11 protein-coding genes and 1 pseudogene are annotated in these 21,982 nt (G+C 55.9%); 7 read left to right on the top strand and 5 right to left on the bottom strand.

The window, feature by feature from the left end:
* Window positions 1-91: 91 nt before the first annotated feature.
* The 3 genes from VGO04_RS02470 to VGO04_RS02460 all read right to left on the bottom strand — a co-directional run bounded on the left by VGO04_RS02470 (window position 92) and on the right by VGO04_RS02460 (window position 3,992).
* The gene (locus tag VGO04_RS02470; protein ID WP_327494375.1) at window positions 92-1,105 is read right to left on the bottom strand and encodes an ABC transporter permease; all 1,014 of its coding nucleotides are present in this window, start codon (window positions 1,103-1,105) and stop codon (window positions 92-94) included.
* 109 nt (window positions 1,106-1,214) lie between these two features.
* Window positions 1,215-2,714 (bottom strand): sugar ABC transporter ATP-binding protein, encoded by a 1,500-nt coding sequence (locus VGO04_RS02465; protein ID WP_327494374.1) that lies wholly within the window; start codon window positions 2,712-2,714, stop codon window positions 1,215-1,217.
* Between the two features lie 387 nt (window positions 2,715-3,101).
* The gene (locus VGO04_RS02460; RefSeq protein WP_327494373.1) at window positions 3,102-3,992 is read right to left on the bottom strand and encodes a LysR family transcriptional regulator; all 891 of its coding nucleotides are present in this window, start codon (window positions 3,990-3,992) and stop codon (window positions 3,102-3,104) included.
* On the opposite strand from VGO04_RS02460, the gene VGO04_RS02455 reads away from it, so the two are divergent.
* Together VGO04_RS02455 and VGO04_RS02450 are read left to right on the top strand one after the other, a co-directional pair.
* The gene (locus VGO04_RS02455) at window positions 3,978-4,358 is read left to right on the top strand and encodes a helix-turn-helix transcriptional regulator (RefSeq protein ID WP_327494372.1); all 381 of its coding nucleotides are present in this window, start codon (window positions 3,978-3,980) and stop codon (window positions 4,356-4,358) included. The genes VGO04_RS02460 and VGO04_RS02455 overlap by 15 nt on opposite strands.
* A gap of 422 nt (window positions 4,359-4,780) precedes the next feature.
* Window positions 4,781-7,468: a type I restriction endonuclease gene (locus tag VGO04_RS02450; RefSeq protein ID WP_327494371.1), complete on the top strand. Its 2,688-nt coding sequence runs from the start codon at window positions 4,781-4,783 to the stop codon at window positions 7,466-7,468.
* 287 nt (window positions 7,469-7,755) lie between these two features.
* Here the strand turns inward: VGO04_RS02450 and VGO04_RS02445 are convergent, their stop codons facing one another.
* Both VGO04_RS02445 and VGO04_RS02440 read right to left on the bottom strand, forming a co-directional pair.
* Window positions 7,756-9,216: an RES domain-containing protein gene (locus VGO04_RS02445; RefSeq protein ID WP_327494370.1), complete on the bottom strand. Its 1,461-nt coding sequence runs from the start codon at window positions 9,214-9,216 to the stop codon at window positions 7,756-7,758.
* Window positions 9,217-9,264: 48 nt separating this feature from the next.
* Window positions 9,265-13,137, bottom strand: a complete 3,873-nt coding sequence (locus VGO04_RS02440; protein WP_327494369.1) for a tetratricopeptide repeat protein — start codon at window positions 13,135-13,137, stop codon at window positions 9,265-9,267.
* Between the two features lie 801 nt (window positions 13,138-13,938).
* Between VGO04_RS02440 and VGO04_RS02435 the strand changes: the two genes are divergently transcribed.
* The 5 genes and pseudogenes from VGO04_RS02435 (at window position 13,939) to VGO04_RS02410 (ending at window position 20,309) form a co-directional block, all read left to right on the top strand.
* Window positions 13,939-14,856: a recombinase family protein gene (locus VGO04_RS02435; RefSeq protein ID WP_327494412.1), complete on the top strand. Its 918-nt coding sequence runs from the start codon at window positions 13,939-13,941 to the stop codon at window positions 14,854-14,856.
* 698 nt (window positions 14,857-15,554) lie between these two features.
* Window positions 15,555-16,070, top strand: a complete 516-nt coding sequence (locus VGO04_RS32925) for an AAA family ATPase (RefSeq protein ID WP_414650503.1) — start codon at window positions 15,555-15,557, stop codon at window positions 16,068-16,070.
* Window positions 16,071-16,180: 110 nt separating this feature from the next.
* Window positions 16,181-16,863 (top strand): annotated as a pseudogene (locus tag VGO04_RS02420) (IS30 family transposase).
* Window positions 16,803-17,348, top strand: a complete 546-nt coding sequence (locus VGO04_RS02415) for a DUF4143 domain-containing protein (RefSeq protein WP_327494367.1) — start codon at window positions 16,803-16,805, stop codon at window positions 17,346-17,348. Before VGO04_RS02420 ends, VGO04_RS02415 begins: the two are co-directional and overlap by 61 nt.
* Before the next feature lie 2,370 nt (window positions 17,349-19,718).
* A complete protein-coding gene (locus VGO04_RS02410; protein ID WP_327494366.1) occupies window positions 19,719-20,309 on the top strand; it encodes a hypothetical protein in 591 nt (196 codons plus the stop codon).
* Window positions 20,310-21,982 lie beyond the last annotated feature (1,673 nt).

The raw sequence follows: 21,982 nt of genomic DNA, 5'->3' as shown, positions 1-21,982 counted from the left end.
GAAAATTGGTGTTGGGTTTGGAGTGCGTTCGGGCCATGCCTGCCATGGTGTGGTGAGAGCAGGCAGGACCAACGTTCAGACGTGCTGCTCGCTAAGCGTTCGAGACAGCCGCCTCCTTCTTCTCGTCGATTGAGCCGAGGATCCTTTTGATCTTGCTATTCTTCGAGGAGATGTCGTAGGCGACCGCCAGGACGATGATGGCGCCTTTTACGATCTGCTGGACGTAGGATTGGACCCCCAGCAAGTTCATGATGTTGCCAAGGAAGCCCATGATGAAGGCTCCCGCAAGCGTACCCACAGCCGTACCGATACCGCCTGAAAAACTCGTGCCGCCAATGATCGCCGCAGTCATTGCGTCGAACTCAAAGCCGATGCCGGCGTTGGGCAGGCCTGCGTTGACGCGGGACATGTAGAGCACGCCGGCAAGCCCGACCAAGGCGCCGTTGACGAGATAGGCCTTCAGTTTGATGGCATCGACCTGGACGCCGCTTGCGCGTGCAGCTTCTTGATTGCCGCCGATCGCATAGATGTAGCGGCCGAAGCGCGTGTGGTTGAGCAGATACCAGCTAAAAATGATGACAACGATGAGGAATACCACCGGCGTGGGCACGCCAAGGACGGTGCCTTTGCCCCAGACGACGAAGTCACCAAGCTGATAAATGTTCTGACCACCGGTAAGCATCAGCGCGACGCCGCGCGCAGCTGTCATCATGGCAAGCGTCGCGATGAACGGTGGGGTTCGAAATTTGGTAACGACGATCCCGTTCACAAAATTGCAGGCGACGCCGACGACGATGCCAACGATGAGACCGAGATAAATGCTGCCAGTCGCTTTGAACGCCATCACGGCGACGAGCCCGGCCAAGGCCATGACGGAGCCGGCCGACAGATCGATGAGGCCGCAGATGATCAAAAGCGTCTGACCGAAGGCAAGAATAGTCGTGACAGATATCTGGCTAGAAATGTTCGAGAAGTTGCTCGCCGAGAAAAACGCCGGGCTCAGGATCGAGCTGATGATGACCATCACAACGAGAATGATATAGATGCTGTACTTGCTCGTGAGCGCCGACCATTGCGACCTCACATTCGTCAGTTGCTGCGACATGGCTTGAATCCTCCCGTGAATAAGCCAGGGATCGGAGAGACGTTTCCCTCACGTTCCGTCGTACTTTTCGATGTTGGTGTTGGGTCGATGGACCCGCAGCAGGGTGGCGTTAGCCGGCGCCCATGGTTGCGTATTTCATGATCCGCTCCTGTGAAAACTCGTCCTGCTGAAGCTCACCGGTGATGCGCCCCTCGGCCATGACGTAGACGCGGTCACAGATTCCGATGATTTCGGGTAATTCGGAGGAGATCATCAGCACCGCCTTTCCAGCGGCCGCCAATTCCATGATGATCTTGTAGAGCTCGTATTTGGCGCCGACGTCGATGCCGCGGGTCGGCTCATCGAGGATGAGGATCTCCGGGTCACGCAACATCCACTTCGCAAAGACCACCTTCTGCTGGTTTCCGCCGCTGAGTGCCGCGATGGAAGTCTCAAGTGTCGGGGTCTTGACCCGCATGCGGGTGCATACGCGCGAAACCAGTTCACGTTCCTTCTTCTTGTCGCGGAACCCACCCTTGATGAACTTTTCCAGGCTCGAGAGCCCCGCGTTCTCCTTGATGTCGCGGACCGGTATGATGCCGTAGCGCTTGCGGTCTTCCGACAGCATAGCGATGCGCTGATTGATGGCATCGCCAACGGTCGAGATCTTGACCTCCTTGCCGCGCACCCGGATTGTTCCAGCGAGATAGGGGTCGAGGCCAAAAATTGCCCGCACGACCTCCGTCCGCCCCGCCCCCATCAGCCCGGAGAAGCCGAGGATCTCGCCAGCCTTCAGGTGGAAATTGATATCCCGAAACCGGTCGCCGTCCGAAAGGCCCTCAACCGAAAGGACGGTGTCACCGATGACCTTTTCTTCGCGTGGCGGGTAAACATTACCGAGAACGCGGCCGACCATCAGTTGAATGATCGTTTCGATCGTGAATTCGCTCGCCGGCCGGGTCGCAATCCAGGCTCCGTCGCGGATAACGGTAATCTCGTCGGCGATCCGGAACAGTTCGTCAAACTTGTGCGAGATGTAGATGATGCCAACGCCCTTGGCGCGAAGCTCGTCGATCTTTCGAAAGAGGATGTCGACTTCCTTTGACGTGATCGCCGAGGTTGGCTCATCCATGATGATAAGACTGGAATCCTGCGAGACCGCCTTCATGATTTCCAGCATCTGGATGTCGGAAACCGACAGGTCCTTGAGCTTGGTATCGGGACAATAGTTGAGCCGTTCCCGGCCAAGCAGTTCGAGCGTCGCCTTCCGGATCGCCTTCCAGTCGACGCTCCCGAAACTCGTGAGAGGCTCCTGGCCAAGGAACAAGGCTTCCTCGACCGTGATCTCCGGAATGTAGTTCAGTTCCTGGGAGATCATGTAGATCTTCAGGCTCTTGGCCTTCATCGGGTTGTTGACGACAACCTCGTTGCCGTCAAAGCGAATGGTCCCCTCGTCCGGCTGATAGATGCCGTTGATGATCTTCATCAGGGTCGACTTGCCGGCGCCATTCTCGCCGCAGACCACATGCACCGCCCCGCGCCTGACCGTCAGGTTCATGTTCTTCAGGGCATGAACGCCCGGAAAGGATTTCTCGATACCGCGTAATTCGAGCAGCGGAACATCAGTCATCGCTCGGCCTCCTCAAAACCCGACGGGCTCCCAACCCATCAAGCGAGCTCACTATCGCTCATATGCGAAACTTATCAGCCGATGCTAAATTCGTCAATAGAGCGTTTTATGCTCATTTGAGCGCTTAAGAGGATCGCCAGCGCTCAATCGACCATGGAATTTCTCGCAAAAACTTTCTGAGAAAGGGGGATTCAGATGCCACACTATACGGGAGGCCCATAGGTCGACGCGCAACTGCGGGCTGACATTGAAAATCAGAATGCTTCAAAACCGCTCAACTGAGCTACTCATGAAGCGAAAGCTGCTCAGCGGGGCGTCCGACGGCCATGAAGATGACACTGGTTGAAGCTTAGCTGTGGGACAGTCGGCACTTCTGCCTCCGGACCCTCACCTGCCAGGCCGCGCCAGCGACCGGGCAATGTCGATGATGTCGTCCCGTGACGCCGTCGGGTCTTCCTTGTTCCAGGCGACCCCGAGCCCGATTTTCAGATCGACGCCGCGCACGGGCCGAAGCTCGAAACCACGGTTCGGCAAATCCTTCGTCCATTCCGGCGCAAAGCCGATACCAAGGCCGGCAGAGACCAGTGACACCAGCGAAAAAGTATCGTCACAGCTGTAGGCGATGTTGCCGGTGAGCCCATGGGTCTCGAACATCTCGGAGAAATAGCGCTCCGAATACGAGAGGTTCTGACGGGAAAAGGCGATAATCTTCTCATAGCGAAGGTCTTCAATGTCGATCTCGCTTCGTAGCGCAAGCGGGCTCGTCTTTTCGACCGCCAGCAGATAGCGCTCATGCGCGATCGAGAAGAAGCGCAAGGAACCTATGTTTTCGACCGGGCGGATGAAACCGAGATTGATCTGGCCGTTCTCGATCGATCGAATGATGTCAGAGGTCGAGCCGCTCGTCACATGCAGCGCCACATCCGGAAACTTCCGGCCGATACGAGAAAGGAACGCCGGCAAGACCCCAATGGTCGCCGGATAGACGGTTCCGATCTTGATTGTCCTCGCCGCTTTGCCGGCGGCGGACCGCGCCACGTCCATCGACAGTCCGACGTCGCCAATGATCCGGACCGCCCGATCGTAGAACACCTCCCCCGCCCGCGTCAGCTCGACCCGGCGCGTCGAGCGCTCAAGCAGCCGAACCCCGAGCTCCTTCTCCAGAGCCTGGATATGCGCGCTCAGCGCTGGCTGAGCTATGCACATCCGTGCAGCAGCCCGATTGAAATGCAGTTCCTCGGCCACCGCAACGAAGTAAGAGAGTTGGCGCAGTTCCACGAGCATTCTCCGGTTTTCGGCCTGCGCGACGACGAGTGTGTCGCACTATATACAACCATCAATACCCTATTTTGGGGTATCCGAAAATCGGTTTTATTGAAGGCGTTAGTTTTATCAAACTGGCGCTCAAATTTGTCTTCGTTCCATGCAATAGTTTACGGTCGAATGATCGACGGGCTCATCGCGGCCCGCAAAGCTGCGAACATCACTCAGGTCGAACTAGGGCAACGTATTGGCCAGCGTCAAACGTTCGTTTCCAAATTTGAACTTGGGGAACGCCGGTTGGATGCTGCCGAGTTCGTGAAGGTCAGCCGCGCGATCGGCGCCGACCCGTTTGAAATCATGAGCAAAGCAGAGTTGGATTAGCCTTTGCGCCAGCGCCCTCGCTAACCTGCGGGCCGTTCCGATCGATACATTATGCGATCTTTTTGGCCCGAAAGGTGAACATCACAGCAACAAGCCGGTTAGGGCTCGTTGAAGCGCAATTCAATTCCGCCTCAAAGGCCGTCGTCCGCTACTAAGACGAAAAAGGCAGCTCTACCCCGGTCTTAGCGCCCCCCCAAGCACCATGTCGAAATCGGAAAATGCTCTGCGTTGGCGAGATGGCATGTTGTCGGCGTTCAGTCGAAAAACTAAAGCGCACGGCACTCACACGACCCCATGAACGGCCTCTCGGTTTATAGAGTCGATCCGGCCTTTATAAAATTTGATTCGCGCGACATGATAGCTACGCAACAAGCAGATTCCTTCTCACGTATCTAAGCGATACATAACATTGGAGCAACCGCGTGCCGAATTACTTTAATAAACCTGCGCGGAAGGAAATGCTGAACGAAAGCGACGTCGAACAGAAGTTTGCATATCCACTATTGATCGCCGACAGCCCGGCAGGATTTGGCATCCGTCCAGGCTATATCATCACCAAAGCAAATATTCGTCGGTTTGATATCGACAAAGGTTCCCAAAAGAAGCTCTATTATCCCGACTATGTTGTTGCCATAGCGGGACTACCGATTGCAGTAATCGAAGCAAAAGGTCCGGGAGTCGCGCTGGACGAGGCATACAGAGAAGCGAGACTTTACGCAGCCGAGTTGAACGCGCTTTTCAGCGATATGAACCCCGTTTCGGTCGTATGTGCGACGAACGGTGACGACTTTTGGGTAGGTGCTGCCGACGTGGCGAACCCTGCCGTGCAGCTACAGTATGAAGATGTGGCTCCTTACTCAAATCTGATGGCTAACGCTCAGAGTTTGCTTGGCTTTGCAACTCTTACGGATCGTGCAACCGTTCTGACGAAGAAAAGCAGTGTCTCTCGATATTTCAAGCCCAGGCGACTAATAGGGGGCATTACTGTCCAGCAGGAAGAGGTCGGGCAAAACTCCTTTGGGGCAACGCTTGCCGCAGAGTTAGGGCACATATTCAACCCGGTCACACGCAATGACCGCTTGCGGATCGCGCGGGAGGGGTACGTAACCTCCCCTAGTAGAGAGCGTTATGTTGCTCCTATCGACAAAGTGATACGAGCCGCAACTCCTAGTTGGCAAGCAAATTCAACGCTTATTAAAGACACGTCATCGCCTGGCGAGATAATTGCGCCATTTCAAAGCCAACGAGAACTGGAACACCGAGTAATATTACTGATAGGCGAGAAGGGAGCGGGGAAGACGACGTTCCTCTATCACCTCCAGGCCGTCGCGCTTCCGGACGAAGTGCGCAAAAAGACCACGTGGGTGCACATCAATATCAACGATGCTCCAGTAACAAAAAGCGAAATATACGATTGGGTGAGGAGGGAGATAATAAATGGTATACGAATCGCCTATCCAACAATAGATTTTGATGACTTCGATGTGATTCAAAAGATATATTCAGTAGAGGTAAATAGATTTTACAAAGGGATTGGCTCTCTTCTTCCGCCGGGATCTAGCGAGCAAAACCACGAGCTTTATAAAGTTCTCCTAAAGTGTCAGGACGATCTCCACACATCTGCAGTCTGCCATACTCGGCACTTCGGCAATGAGCGTGGGCAAACAATTGTTGTAGTCTTTGACAACGCCGACAAAGGGCCTCGCGATGAGCAGCTTCTCATGTTCGAGGTCGCGCAGTGGCTGCAGCAGGAGTTTCGAGTTTTAGTGGTGCTACCAATACGAGAAGAAACATATGACAATTATCGCGATGTACCCCCTCTCGATACAGCACTCAAAGATTTGGTTTTTCGGATCGAGCCTCCTGTTTTCCAACAAGCTCTAATCAAGCGTATCCAGATCGCGCTCGACGAGATCGCGAACAAATCAGAGAGAAATCGTACCTATGAGTTATCGAACGGATTTAAGATCAAGTACAATGAAACAGAGCGATCCTACTATCTTGCATCGCTAGTAGGATCTATTTTTGAGTATGACAGCTACGCCAGGAGGTTGATACTCGGACTAGCGGGAAACAACCTGAGACGAGTATTTGAGATATTCGTCGAATTCTGCACGAGTGGTCACATCGGCGAATCAGAAATTCTGCGGATGCGCCAATCCAAGGGAGAGTATGTCCTTCCCTTAGATGTTGTGATGACTGTCTTGCTGCGGGCTAATCGCAGATATTATCAAAGCGACGCATCTGTAATAAAAAACATTTGCGATCTCGAAGAGAAAGATGAGCGCCCAACGTATTTTTCGAGGATTCTGATACTTTCATACCTTCATTCGAATTTCACTGAGCCGGGGCCAAACGGTGTGAAGGGCTATAGAAGTCTCGAGCAAATACTCGATGCTCTTTCGCCATATGGCCTCCGCTTTTCTGTGATTAAGAGAGAGATATTTTATTTAACCAAGGCAAATTGTATCATTGCTGAAAGTCTTCGGGAATATGATCTTGATGAAAGTGACCTTTTCAAAATTGGCCCCGTTGGATTCGTACATTTGGAATTGTTAGGTGTTGCCGAATATTGGGCAGCAATTGCCGAAGATACGAACTTCGCGGATCGTGCGATAGCTAAGCGGATCGCTGATCGCATCACATTACGAGAGACGCAGTATAGCCACGGTGTGAGCTTGCAAAACGGTCTCGCTCTATTGGACTACATGCTGCAGTTCAGAGAACGGTCAGCGGTTGAAAGCGAAGCCGTTTTGTCTTCCAGCCGCTTTCGTCAACTTGTAAACCTTGATGATGCCAAGGATGCTTTTGATAAAAAAAGCAAGCAATTGCCGTCCGGTATTTGGTACGAGGCTCAAGAGCGCTTTTTACCAGGAACCATGGTCGATGGATTAATTGTGAATGTCGTTGATACGATTGGCCTGTTCGTCGAAATAGCGCCAGGTCTCACAGGCCTGCTTCATAAGAGCAGGTTGATGAGTGGTGCTGTTGATCCTGTGGTGCATAGCATCGGTGCTACAATTCGCGTAACGGTGGTGAGGATAGAACCCGGTAATCGCAGGGCGAGCTTAAGTCTGCCCATGAGCTTCAAAAGCGTCAAAAAGGGTTGATCCAACTTGACATTCGAACAGAATTAGCGTTTTGAAGCTCGGCACACAATTATCCGCCTTTTGTGGCGGGTTTGACAAAAAGGGCTGCCCGATTGGGAAGCCCTTTTTCGTTTTTGCGTATGGTGTCCGTTACACGTTTCCATCAGATCGGCGCATGTGCCAAGTAACGCAAAAATCGATGAGCCCGCAGCACGTACGTCTCCTGCCCCCTCGGCCGGTCAACCGCTAACCACGTTGCGATGGCGCACAAGAGAACCTGATGGCCCTCCATTCTCTGCGCTTCACGGTCAGAACGCCGGTTCAGAGTCTTCATAACGATGACGGCGCACAGGGTTGCGGTCCGTCTTGTAGCTGACGCCTTCGACAATATGCACTTCAAGCGACGTTGGATCGACGTCTAAGGTGAAGTCGCGCGGATCGGGATCCGAAGGATCGAAGGCCACTTGATACCAAGGTGTCGAGGAAGGAGGTGTCGGATCCAGCTTTGGTTCAGTGGATTTTGGCGGGATGCGCTCGTAAACGGAATAGTCAGTTTCCCATCCGTCTTCGGTCGCGAAACCGTCGTTGACCACAACCTTCGTGCCTTCCGGGACCTCGATTGGCCGGACGCGAGAGGATTTGTGGAAGAGCACGACATTACGTGCCTTCCCTTTCGCCTGTACCGACGGGAATATGATGCCGTCGATCTCTGGTTGATCGATTGTGGCCAAAAAGTCAGCAATCGCTTGCGTCACCAGATACCCAAGATCTTCGTCGTCGGGCATGACGGGGACCGTGATCCGATCGCTCACTTGCCGAAGAAAAGCAGCGCGTTGGAGGCGATCAAGATAGGTCGGGTCGAACACGCTGCCGATCATCATGGCATCACGCAATTCGCTCAGATCGAGGAGCGTTACCGGCCTTATGATCTCAAACCGCCCGACGACGACACTACATCCAACGGGGGGGCGGACCTCCGCCAGCGCAACGAGCGGATCGCTCGCGCCATAGAAGACCGAGATGCCGTGAGCATTCATCCGCCCGGCACGTGCAACTGATGCCGGCGGCGGCCCGAGATGTAGATCGGGTCGAGCCAGCGCGCTCTCAATATCAGCATAACGAGGAAAGGAACGTGCCCGATAGAGGCTTGAGATCGGGTAACCCGGACCGGCTTCAGCAAGCACCGATGTTCTGTTGCGAGCCTTGAGGATATGCAGACCGTCGAAGAGTTCAGCGAGGTGGCTCATTGCCTGGCGGCTAAAGAACCGCGCCTCTGTCTTTAGTATGCGCTCAAACTGATCCCATTCTCGGGTCCACCTGCCGCTCCCAGCGGATTTCCTCTCGTAATAGCTGTCCCCGCAAAATTCGGTTTCCTCGCCAAACATGGCAGAGTCCCAATCGCCGAATCGCTCGGCCAAAATCTCACGTATATCGCAAGCGGCCTCCTCAGTGATTGAAGCGGCTTCGGCGATAGCATCGTCGACCGGCTCGCCTTGCCTATCCCACGCATAATCAGACTCACGATCCGCTTGCATGGCGGACTCCATGGAATTCGGCTGATCTGGGGTCCGAACGTAATGCTTTTCAAAGGCGGTCGCGACATGATCGGCCATCTCGGCGAGTGTGAAAGTCGGATCGTCAGTATCCTCACAATAGTCGCAGATTCCAACCCGACCTTCGCGCTGTACACGTGCGCTTAGAAATTCGTTTCCGATGCAACGGAAGCAGATTTTCTTGCCTTCCGTCCCTCCGTCCTCGTCACGTATCATAGCAATACTTTTCCGTTGGCTCATCAATAGGGGGAAGTTGGGCCGATGTTACTTCGAACGTTTGGCGACTAAGTCATGGATGAAATGGCCTCGCGCAAACTCATGCATGTATTGATCCCACATGTACGCCTGCCAAGCACCTACCAACCCGCTGTCGCGAACCGCGCCGAAGGCCATATGCGCAATTCTGACGAACAGCGCTAATCCATCGGGGCGTCGCAGGAGACTCTCTAAAATCTCACTGAAGTAATGCTCACGCTCAGCCACGAAGCGAGTTTGGGTCCAGAAATTACATGCAAGCTCCGAAGCGACTGGCACCAACGAACTTGCGTCAACCCGAGCATCCGTGACCGTCTCGGCTAAAGTGGAAAACACATGTCGATCCATGCTAGTCGCAAGAAGTAATTCGTGCGTACCCACAGATACGAAACCAATCCGCTGCCGGCGAAGATTCACAATCAGTCGGATGTAGTCTTTTTCCCCGAGTACTCCGCTTTCCCTCAGCGTCAGCAGTAGCGGCTGGGTCCAAGACGACGACTTCACGCCAAGATCCGCTGCCAACATTCGGATGCGCCGGTCTTCGGCGACGATCGTCATGCCCGTGTCCCGGGCTGTCGCTATGGTGTCGATCGTCGAGGAGGATAAAAGATCGTCGATCTTTTCCTTCCTCTCGTGAAGAGCGGACGTCGGTAAGAGTTTCGAGTGTTCGCGAACCCAGTCTAAAATTGAACTGCTCGCCTCACGAAGTGCCTTGCGCTGTTGAGGCGTTGACTTGACCATCACAACCTTGTCGCCATGCGCTTCAAGGGAGCCGCCCTCTTGCCTTACGGCCTGTTGAGCATCGTCCGCTCGTTGTGCAAAGTCGTCGATGGTGGCTTGGACCGTGTGGATCACGATGGGAAGTTTCTCGACGAGATCAAGAAACCCTATTTCCTGCCATAGTGCGAGCGTGAGCGCATCGACGATGACCGCGGATTGCCCCTCGAGGTTTTCTACCGCTACACGCCGCTCGGCGTGATCGCCGACGCAACTGTCCAACCAAACATCAGACTGGAATCGGAGGCCGCGCGAGGTGTCGATAGCATCAGACCCCAAGGCCTTTGCGATTGTCTCAATAGGGATTAGGTTTTCCGAATAGATTTGAACCGCATCCGATACCACTCGTGCGCGCTCGCGGGCCTGCTCGAAAATAGGCTCGAAAGCGTCCTTGCTCTCAAAGTCGATCATGAAGCGACCAAGAGCCCGGCTTTTGGGAAAGAGTCTTGAATGTGCATCGAGCGCACGCCGGAATAGTACGACAAATTTGTGGGTAATCTCCCCAATTTTCCATTCTACCGGCTGGCCGATACCATCGAGAACAACGGTGGCACCGGCTTTTTGCCCGATCAGGCGTTTCGCAAAGCCATGGTCGGGCGGCAGGATTTCGATGCCCGGCAATGAGCCGCTTCCGATAAGATATGTCGCCTTCTCGCCGTGATCGTTCTCCAGGTACACGACAGTGTCTTCCTGAACCACCTTGACCTTGAGAGATCTGTCTTTGCGAGATTGGAGCAGAAAGAGCGACAGATACCCCATGTGGAGTCTTTCGCTTGTATTCCAGTTGGCCGCAAGCGCATCGAAGCCAACTCGCAGCGCATCTTTTCGCCGACCGTACCTGTTGAGTATCTGCGCAAATTCGATGAACTCGTCGCCACTACCACCAAACGAGGTGTGAGTCTTCTTTGCCCACGCAGACACCCGTACTTCTTGGCCGGCTCTGAGTGCCATCCGGACCCAATCCAGGCGCGACCGGAGATCGGCCTGGTTCGCTTTTACCGCTTTCTCGAGAACCTTCAGGGCATCATCGACAAGGCCGGATCGCTCATAGATTGCAGCACCGATTCGGAGAATCTCGGGTCGCCCAAGAACTGTCGGACCGAGTGATGCAAAGAGCGCCCGAGCCGCGGCACGTTCATCGGCCCGATATAGATAAAAGAGGCGCCGCGAAAGGGGCTCCGAAAAACGGTCGACCTGATAGAGACCGTCCAACAGGCTGGCCGCCACTGACCAGTCGCCATTGTCAGCGAACGCGTCTGCCAGTTCGAAACGCTCGGTCGCATCGAGCGAACCAAGGTTGAATGCACGTAGGCGCGCAAGTGCCGCGGCGCGTGTCGACTCGTCTCCTGCCCTTCGAGCAATCTCGGCAACCTGCGCCTCGAAGCCGATGTTGCTCGGAAACTGAGGCCTTAGGCTATTCGCGAGGTCTATGGCTCTCGCAGGCGTCTCAGTTCGGGAAACGCCCAGGATCACAAGCGTTGCAGCATTGGGATTTGGACTACCTTCATCCGACGAGGCGGAAAACGCTTTCTGGGCCCATGATATGGCCGCCTCCCATTTGCGATATGATGCCGATACCGACGCGGCGAGAAACCACACCTCTGCGTCGGAATTGATGCGTTCGGCCAAGCCAGTCGCAAGCTCGTAAGCTGCCTTGACGTTATTCCTGTGCATGTGGGCGAAAATGCAACGCTGCGTCAGTGCCGGATCCTCCGGCTCCAGTGAATGGACCTCAATCGAAAAGAAATCGGCCTCGTCATCCCGTCCACTGAGGCGAAGGGCGGCGCAAAGATTCGCGGCAACAAATGTCCAATTTCGCCAATCCGGCCGCGACTTTACCTGCCCCCATGCGCGGACGAGCCGCGTTCTGGCGTCCTCAATAAGGAATTGGTCGGATGTTGAAACTGGCGCTCCGACGCGGACATCCTTGTTGTCCTCAAAGCGTGAAAGTATAGCTTGAGCGACAACAACGTCCTTCCGCCAATCTTGATGGGCGATGGCACGGGCCACGCGTATGGATGCGTCCTCATCCTTTTCGACGATTATGAATCGGCGCTGCAAAGCACTCGCAACGTCAACATCTGCTGCTGCTGCCGCGACCTGCATTTCGAGGTCGGCTGTCGCGATCGCCGCTGGCGCGCTCTCGATAAGAATGTTTGCGGCGGAGAGATTTGACGGATCCAGCTCGATGGCTCGCTGTGCTGCAATAAACGCCTGTTCCGTTTGACCACGCAACAATGCCGTCCTTGCCTTGTACGACTGGCCTGGTGCCGTGTCGGGATCGCTCGCTGCGGCTTGGGCAAAAGCATCTTCGGCCCCGCTAAAATCCCCAGCCTGGACCAACGCTGCACCGAGATTGCCGAACAATCTGAGCTTCAGGCGGCCTGGCGTGTCTTCGGAAAATTCATCGAGAAGTGCTCGCAGATTGTCGACGATGAGCGGGCCGCCACCACTCCGTATCTGGTCGCGAAAAACGTCAAGCTTGGCGTCGAGCGCTGTTGTCTCATCCTTGGTCGCAACTTCCGCTGAAGAAACACGTAAAGCCTCGATGGCCGACGCGATCTCGGCCTGAAATTTCGAGGTTGAGCCGGAGCGCGGTCGTGCGGGATTGAGCACCGGTGTGCTGGTCGCGACCTGATTATGAACAAGTAGCTCCCTCGCAACATCAGGGTAGTTTTGGGCGCGTGAAACTATGTCAGGCCACGACCAGACGACCACGCGAAACAGGCCATCGCGAGCATGGTCGGCAGATATTTCCTGCGCCCTCTGTTGCAGAGCAACGTCGCGCTCGCCGGCGTAAGCGACAATAAGGATGTCGAGGCTTGGCCGGTATTTTTTTGCTTTTTCGACTTCTGCGTCAAGCTCAACGGTGTTCAACTGACGTGGGTCGTCAGTCTCCGATGCCTTGCACTGCATGCCGGCATGGCTATACCGATTGCGATTATCGCGGCCGACAATGTCAACGCCGCGCTGGTTCTGACCGCTTCTGCCGAACGCCTCGGCGTAGTCGTCCTGCCAATAGTGCCGAACAAGCCTGAGGCAAAAATCTTGAAAGACGAGCTCGCCCTTCAACCGAGTATGTTGAATTTCAGACGTTGTGACCATTATGCGACTGGGCCAGCCTTAAGAAAGAAGCTCTCCGCCCACTAGAAACTTATAAGATGCAAACGGATAGGATGCATCTTTTGCCAGAACTCTGCGCTCTTTTCCATTGCCGCGTCTCGTGAGACTGTGCAAAAGCCTGATCCTGTGCAATCGGCAAGATGGATCTGCCTTGGACGTCACTTTTTCGTCAGCAGCGCCAGAAGTTCTGATCAACCGGTCCATCTTAAAACTCTCAGAACTTTGCATTCTGGAAATTTGGAGATCATTAACCAACTGTATTAACTTCTAAATTTCTCTCAACGGAAGCCAATATGCCATTTGATTCCGTCATCCAGATACCAATTTACGTGCCCATTGACTATCGATAGGTTTCAAAGTATCGATAGTGATGGATTCGAAGCTGTAAATGCTGCGCGCCGGTCGCCCTGGACCACTTGAAATGCCCGGATTTCCGGGCTTTTCAGGCAATTTCGGCCGGGATAACCCGACTCGACGACACAGAATTCGACCGCCGCCGGCAGCGCGCTTGGCCCCTCCCCTTCTCCGGAATTGAGTTTCCTGCACCCGCCTGCAGACTCGTGCTTCCGCAGCCATCTCCAAAAGCGTTGGTTTTCCGAAGTTTCCGCCACAGAAGCCCACTGACGCGCGTTTACCTAAGTGGACGCTCCGTTGCTCGTCTCAGGTAGCGATTTGAATCTGGTGGGCCGCTATTCAGCATCTAAAACACGCTTGCAACTGAGCAATTTCTCCCGCATTTCTTATCTGTACAAATCACCACGAGACGAGACCCCTAAAAGCGCGATGGCGAAGCGACAAACAGTTAACTTCCAACAGCCTCTTAAGCGGCTGGTCGGCTACGCTCGCGTCTCGACGGACGAACAAGTCCACGATGCTCAAATCGATGAGCTACGGGCCGCCGGCTGCGATCGGATCTATCAGGAGCATGGCTCCGGTGCATCGCGTGCCCGGCCGGTCTTGACCAAACTGCTTGGCGAGCTCACCGCGGGAGACGTCCTCGTTGTCGTTCGCCTCGATCGTCTGGCCAGATCCGTGAGCCATCTTTTGGCAGTGATCGAGGATCTTGAAGAGCGCGGCGTGCATTTCCGCTCGATCCGCGATCCGATCGACACCTCGACCCCACAGGGCATGTTTTCCCTTCAAGTCCTTGGCGCGGTCGCGCAGCTCGAGAGAGCGCTGATTGCCGAACGAACGAAGGCCGGCATCAAGGCGGCGAGGGCGCGCGGCAAGCTTCCTGGAAACCCGGGTCTGCGAGAACGGCGACCAGAGGCGATCAAAGCCGTCTCCCAAGCACGCGAAAAGCTCTATCTCGACGGGCTCATTGCATCTGCGCAGACATGGTTGCCGATGGTGCGGCAAATGCGGCCTCAGCACAGTTGGGACAATGTCGTGCGCGCGCTCAATCGCCGCGGTCATGACTGGACTGTCGAGCGGCTGCGTCGCGCCGTTCATCGCTTGGTCCGCGAAAAGCTCGCGGAAGAAGACCTCCTGGCACGCTCCCCTCGCCGCGCGCCCGAGGACCATCTGATGAAGCTGGTAGCGGCGATCGCCATCGCCGATCCCGACCTATCGTTGCGCGACATTGCCGCACAATTGGATCAGATGGGAGAACGCCCAGTGCGCGGCGGCAAGAAGTGGCAGCCCTCCTCCGTCCGCGATCTGCTGGACGAAGCCCACCGGTTTGGCCTCATCCGCCGCTGAAAGTGGGTCATCAAACGACCAATTATACGGTGCGTTTCCCTCCCACCGTCGAACTGTATGGACTTCCAGTCTTCGCTCTTGAGCGATCTGCAGCGGATATTGAGCCGAGTATTCACCAAGGGCTGGCGCGGATCGCTGTCGGGCTGCCTTCGCACCGTCTCGTAGCTTCATCCGTTGCCACTGGTGGCGTTGATCTACCCGCGCTTTTAGCTACCTTCCCGGAGCAATGTGCGGGTCCAGTGAAATTGTGATGCTGAGTGGCAGTTCGGGTCGGACGTTCTCGAGAACAATAGATTGGCTCAATGGCAGGCCCGACCAGTTCCTCCTGATCTGCCGAAAGCAGTCGTCTCCCCTTCTCCGGTCCAGTCACATCGTCGACAAGCGTGACCATAGATGGATTGGTAAAGCTTCTTCAGAGCTGCCCCGGAGGCCGCGCGCCAACCTGAGTGATCGAACGGTGCCTCTTACCGCCCTTGCCTCGGACGGGCGACGCCGCTTTGGAGTAGCCTTGCTAAGGGTCGAAGACCTAGCTGACGACGGACCTGTCCGCGCGGACCCGCCTGGTGCCCCTCCCCTGCCCTGCTTTTCGATCTGCCTCGCCCACACCGAGACGAGGACGATTGATAACGACGAACTGTTGCTTCTGATCGACCGGCCAGTACTGGCCCTGCAGCGGTAGCTGGAACATGCGAACAATCTTGGATGGCGCAATCGTCCGCCGCATCGACCAACGAGGAAACATGGGGCAAAGCGCGTTGACGCCGCACTCAGTCAATCTGATCTTGAAAGCTCGTTGTAAGCAGACCGGGCCCGTCCCGCCAGACAATTTTGGCGCATGGGTCAAGATCAGGTTATCTAACCGAAGCTGCCGGCCGTGGCATACCCCTTCCCGAAGCCATGCAACGATCTATCTCGATCTCGAATCGGACGCCGATCGCGCCAAATTGAACGAACAGGGGCACTTTCTCGAGCAGCGCACAGACAAGCCGGTCATCCTTGACGAGGTTCATCGGCCAACAAACCTCTTTCAGAACTTGCGTGGTTTGATCGATCGCACGCGGCGAACTGGCAAACGGTCGGCGCGGTTTCTCCCCCTGGGCTCAGCGTCCGTCGACCTGCTGAAGCAGTCCGGCGAAACCAGTTCTCGTTGGAGACAGGACTTTATAAGAACGTATCTGGAGCGCGACATCCCGCAGATCGGCCCTCGAATCTAGCCGAAACCTTCAGACGATTCTGGACGATGCTGGCCCAGCATCAGTCGGGTGGTACATTCTATATTGAGGAGCACATGCCAATGATTTCAATGGTTTCCCCCTTCGGCATTTTGGATGTATCACGGCCATTCGCAACTGAATCTGCCTTATCGCGCCGCTTACACCACTTTGCCAATCGCAGACTGCCGATCAATAAAATGGCGCCTCAACTTGGCCGTCGTCGATCGACAATTTATCGAGAGATCAGACCCAACACATTCCACGATCGCAAAACTCCCTGCGGCATGCGAAGTATCGCAACGTCCTGATTTTATTGATGATCGCCGCAGTTTGGTCATTTGGACCGCTACCTGCTGATCTTCCAACGCGATCTGGTCCACGCCAATGCGACCTCATTGATCGCTCGCAAAAGCAGCTACCTGGGGATGATCAAAAGCCACAGCCAACACCCGCGACCGGCCATGGACAAGATCGTCGATACCTTCGGGCCTCTGCCTACCTTTGCCCGACAGAGCCTCACGTTTGATTGCGGCGCAGAGTCTACCGCCTTTAGAGCTTTGGAAAGTGGCATCGGCGTACGCAACTGGTTCTGCGACCCAGCGCCCCCTGGCAGAAAGGCGCGGTGGAAAACGAGCGCATTCGCCGCTTCATGCCAGGCGATAAGGATCTTGCAGTCGTATCGCAACGCAACTTGATCCAACTTGCTTGCCATCTGAACGACCAGCCGAGAAAGTGCCTCGACTACAAGACACCGACAGAAGTGTTCTTGGCGCATTTGCAAGAAGGCGGCTGAATTCCGCCCCTCAAAACCGGCATGATCCACTTCGGTTAGGCTCTCCAGGTCCCTTAAACGCCGCTGAACTTGCTCGTGCGCTCGGGGTCGATGGCGAGACTGTTGCGAGCTGTCTTGATCTCCCGGTCTACCTCCTGTTGGTTCCGAGGTTGGAACTTTGGCACTCCAGTACGGGCAACCGCTTGGTGAAATCGCCGCGCGTGTACGTTCGCGATCGCGGCATGGCTCACACACTTCTGGGTTTGGCGAACCAGGGGCAGGTCTTTGGACATCCCGTCGCTGACGCGCGCTGGGACGGTTTCGTCATAGAAACCTTCTCCGAGACAGTGCCCTATGGCACCCAACTTAACTTTTATAGGACAGCTGCGGGTGCAGAGATTGATCTCCTTGTGACCCCTCCCGGTGGGCGTCCCTGGGCCATCGAGATCAAACGCGCCCCGCTCCAAAACTTGAGAAAGGGTTTTATCTCGCCTGCGAGGCGATAAATCCCGAAAAAAGAATGGTTATCTATCCTGGCACGGAAGTGTACCCTTTGAGCGAACACGTCGATGCGGTACCGCTGCCCGTCGCGGGAAAGCTGGTACGAGGCCTCTCCAGGGCCCCTGGTCAAATGGGACACTTTGGAGGAAACACCGACCTTCACAGCTCTTCCTGCTTCGCTTAAATCGTCCTCGCGACCTCCCACGCTGCGCCGAACTACTAGACTTCCCGGCGCGAGGCACTACGTGCCTGCATCAGCGCCATCAGGATTGGCTCAGGCAAAATTCCTTTCGTTCGCCCTTACGCGTCAGGTCGAGCAGGTAATCGCGCCGATCGCCAGCACCCTCTCCTCGCTTACTACAATGAGTAGTTTCCGTGCATGGCGCCGGCAGGTCGATAATGCCAGCACCTTCCGGCCCATGCGACGGCGCCGGATGGTCTCACCACAACGGCAACCGTGGCGTCACCTACCTGAAGCATCCGAAAGGGTCTTGCACAGATCTTTCATGCAAGCCGCTCGCTTCTGCAACGACGCCGGCCAGAAGAACACGGCTTCTCGTCGACAACAGCAGGGAACGGCTTGTGGCTCAGAGGTGTCGGCGCGCCCTTCTTAGCTGTTCTAGTTCAACCAGGTTCACGAACCGATAGCCGCTCCAAATCGAAGGCTACCACTCCGTGCTTGGGTTTGAAGGAAGCCCAGTTACTATTGCTGCGTACAGCGCCGCGCTCCTCGTTGGGAACAGACCGGACACTCTACATCGACACTGCGCGGACAGCCACGTGACCAGGCTTTTGTCGGATTCCTTTTGCGAGCCGACTCCATGAGCAGCCCACGAGAGTTCAGTGCCTGCCGCAGCGATAACGCCGACGGTGATGCTTCTCCCTGCCTGCCTGGGCGGGCGTCTCATCACCGGATACCGCCAACAGTGAACGTCAATGGCAGTTGCATCCTCAATGAGGACCCAGCGCTAGGTCATATCGCGTTGGGCTCATGTCCGCGGCTTATCGCGCGCATCGACCAGCTTTACGAGCTGGCGAAACATAGAGGCATCACAGATCGGCACCAAACAACGGACACGATCCGCGTTCGAAGGAAGCGCACCGACGATCTCAGTCGTGACAAGCCATCGAAGTGGATACTGGGTCTGAGCGAACCGTCGCTTCGACTCGACAGGTGTTACCCGGTAGACGCATCCCCCAGAGTCTCACGAGCTCCGCGCCCCGAGTTCGCCCCCGCGCCCCACAACGGCAGGAAGAAGACCACGATTGGTACAGTCGCATGGAACACCTGCTGAATAGCCTCGGTCAACGCTCGTTCGTCACGCGAACCGAGACGGTCGCGGTAGGATCGCTGGCGGAGAGCCCGCTCGTGCGATCAAGATGATGGCTCTCTCCGAGAAAGGACGCGCCGAATGCGTCGTCGGCCATTGGATGGCGTACGAGTTGTCAGCGGACAAAATTGTAGTTTTAATAAATGATTTCAATATGTTAGAGCATTTACGGCGCATTCTCACTTCTCAAGCGCTATTGGCGGCCCAGTTCGCAAAACTGCAACCAATATGCCGCGTTGGGATGCGCAGTACAGAGCCGCGGCGACAATGATCGTCCGCAGGGACCGCACCTGATGCTTGAATGCGGCAGGACCCACACCACCCTAACACTTCCGACTGAGATTCGTCGCCAACACAACAGTCGCAAGCGCCGACTTACATTAAACATCAGCGTGGTTGTTGCACACCCCAATTTGTTGACGTTACGGCGACATCCTTACATTTGGTCACGTCAAATTGGGCTTTGGCACGCGTGGGGCAGGGGACTCCGCCGTCGAAACGAACTGCGCAAATGCGCCACTTATGGGGTCAGTTGGCAGCGGAACCTGATAATCGTTTCCACACCGTCTAGGTTCCGAGACGTTTGAGCAGTCATTCAAGGGGAGGCGAGGGGACAACACCGCCTGGCGCGTGCGGGCGTCGGCCGAGACGGTCGAGGCCTTCCTCTCCCATCTAGTGAGCAAACAAGCTGCCGAGAAATGATCCACGCCGCCCAAATCTCTGCGTACGCGAGCCGAAGATCTGATCCGCATTTCGGTGTCTTGCCCTCACAGACGCGATGGGCCTACTTGATAACAGTCCTTCTCACGGGTCGGTTTGCCCTTGCCAAGAGCCGCGGCGACCTAGATCAGATAGAGTCAGCTCCACGGTGACCAAGAACAATCCCATAACCCAAAAGATCTCGGCGCCCGCGGTAATCATTATCAAGCCAGAAGTGCACGAATTGCCGATGTGGTGCGCGAGGCCCGCAAGGCTTGCGGGTGTTCAAAGGTATGGCAGCAGTGGACCTGTGTCGCGACCGCAACCGGTATGAGTATCGACCGCGTGACCGACGCCCTCAAGGAATTGAACATTCGCGGCGACGAGTTTGCGCGTACCGGCAAGGGCAGCGGACAGGAGTGGTTTACGACGCTCGGTTATTCTACCGAAGAGGTTGGCCGGAAGCTCAAGGAGCCTAACGCATTTCTCGATGAGCTTATCAGCAAGATTCAGAAGCTCGATCGAGCAGGACAGACTCGCGCCCTCGACGAGCTTTTCGGCGGAACCGGCGCGGAAGAACTCGCCAAGGTTCCTGGCCTGTTCGTCGCCGAAATCCAGAAGATGCGCGACGAGGCCGCGACCTTCAATGACGAGCAGGTTGGAGCGGCGAAAAGAATCGACCGCGAGTTTTCGACCATGTGGCGCAACTTCACTGTTTACGCGAAGCAGGCGGCAGTCGAAGGCGTCAACGTCGCCGGTAAGATCATCGGTGCAACCGACGACGTGCGCGATGCAGCCATTGTCCGAGCGGTTGAAGCCATCGCAGAAGCAGCGCGCCAGTATTGTCGCGGCCATCGACCGCGAGAAGGCGAACACCGGCAACGCCCTTCAGCAGGCAGAGCTTCGCAATCTCGAGGCGGCCTTGTCTGCCGTTGACGACCAGCTTCATGAGGTGACGGGCGGCAGCGACGAATTCAAGCAGGCGCTCAAGGAACTGTCCGCAGCAAGCAACATTGCTCCACAGCTGAAATGAGCCTATCCGCCGATGCAGCGGTAAAACCCCCGTCACTGTCTGTGCCGAAATTTCCAACCAGGACTACAACGATCAGGCTGCCTTACAGCTGGACTGGGCAGATGCTGCGCCTATCGCGCCGAGGCTGTCGTCATCGACGCGACAACAGTTCGAGCATTTGCGGCTATGAGAGCCGGTCGAGACGGACAATTGCAAACTGCTCCTGTCGCGGGTGCAAGCCGGAGCTCCAGCGACGTGCACATTCTAGCCTCAGCCGCACAATCAAATCTGCGCCGAGCAATCGTATGCTCGCTGTTCAGCGAGAAGACCGATTACTTCTACGCTAACGGTGGGCGACGCGCCGGCAGTTCAACTCCGGAATCCAATTGAGCGTCCGTTTCAACACGGGACCTACCGCATCAAACTGGCTGCGTTGCCGCCATCGGCCGACGTCCGCGATCACCGCCATTCGGTCCGGTCCCGTTCAGATTGGGCTCAAAATCACAACTGAACCGGATTCCAGGTGCGCAATCGGCCTAGTTTCGCGTTGCGCCTGGCACGAACGGATTTTCAAGCGGGCATCTCATCCTCCACAGCTTGGCCCAGACACCATCCAAACATGGAAAATCTCGCTTACATCTCGTCGACGAGCGCCGGCGCGCCGGTCGCGGTGCTCACCACTTGATGGTGAAGCGGAAGGGGAGGGGGCAGCAATACAACTGCGAGGTCGTCGCAGTGGCGATGTTGCAGACGACGACATCGACGAGCATGGCGCAGTGTTGCGTGGCTGTTCAAATCGGAGGATTTCAGTGCCGGCATCGAGCAGTCCTTGGTGGATGAGGATCTTTTCCGTGGACCTGGTCAATTGGCGATCGACGCATGCGTCACTTTCGCGAGAGCTTGCGCGAGGAGCGAACCTTGGCGGGGGAGGGGAGGGGCAGCCCACCTCGTGTCCGTGCCTAGGATCGGTCGATCGACGTCAACAAACCTCCCGATTGACCTGCGGTAGGCCACAATCTGCAGGGCTAGGGGATTGCGATCGCCTTATCTCTCGCCGGTCCGGTTGAGTTGCTACCCCGACGTCGCCGACCACACCCCCGGTCGTTCCCATTGGGCGTGATCCCAGTAAACTGCTGAAGATCACGCACCAAATTCGGGTGTCTCGCTATCCGCCGTCCTTCAAACAGCGCACCTAGCAAGCGTAAGCCCCGTCGAAGTCGGACAGCTAAGAACAACTGTCAGGGTTCCAGTAGGCGGTTGGATCGCAAAGAACCCCCAGCGTTCGTAGTCACTTTGGTCACTGATCTCGCTATCAGATCATGAGTGCCAAGTTGCGGATGCCGCCCAATCAGCAATGCCATCGCCATTCGGATTCGGCAATGTAGCTCGAGCTTTGCCTGGTCTTGGCTCATGGCCTCCGCTCCCATATCCGCTGATGTTCGAGCGACTGCCATCCGAAAGATTGCTCTATTGCCGCGCGGGGAGGGGAGTGCCGCCATCGTCGGCCTCTGTTAGAAATCCCAGCTTCAATCCGTGCGCTCGAAGCATGGTCACTTCGAGCAGTCGGGCCCGCTTGGCCCCGATTTCCGAGTGATAT

It is taken from the genome of Ensifer sp. (assembly GCF_035999185.1).
Taxonomy (GTDB): domain Bacteria; phylum Pseudomonadota; class Alphaproteobacteria; order Rhizobiales; family Rhizobiaceae; genus Ensifer.
This window is presented reverse-complemented; position numbering and strand designations above follow the sequence as displayed.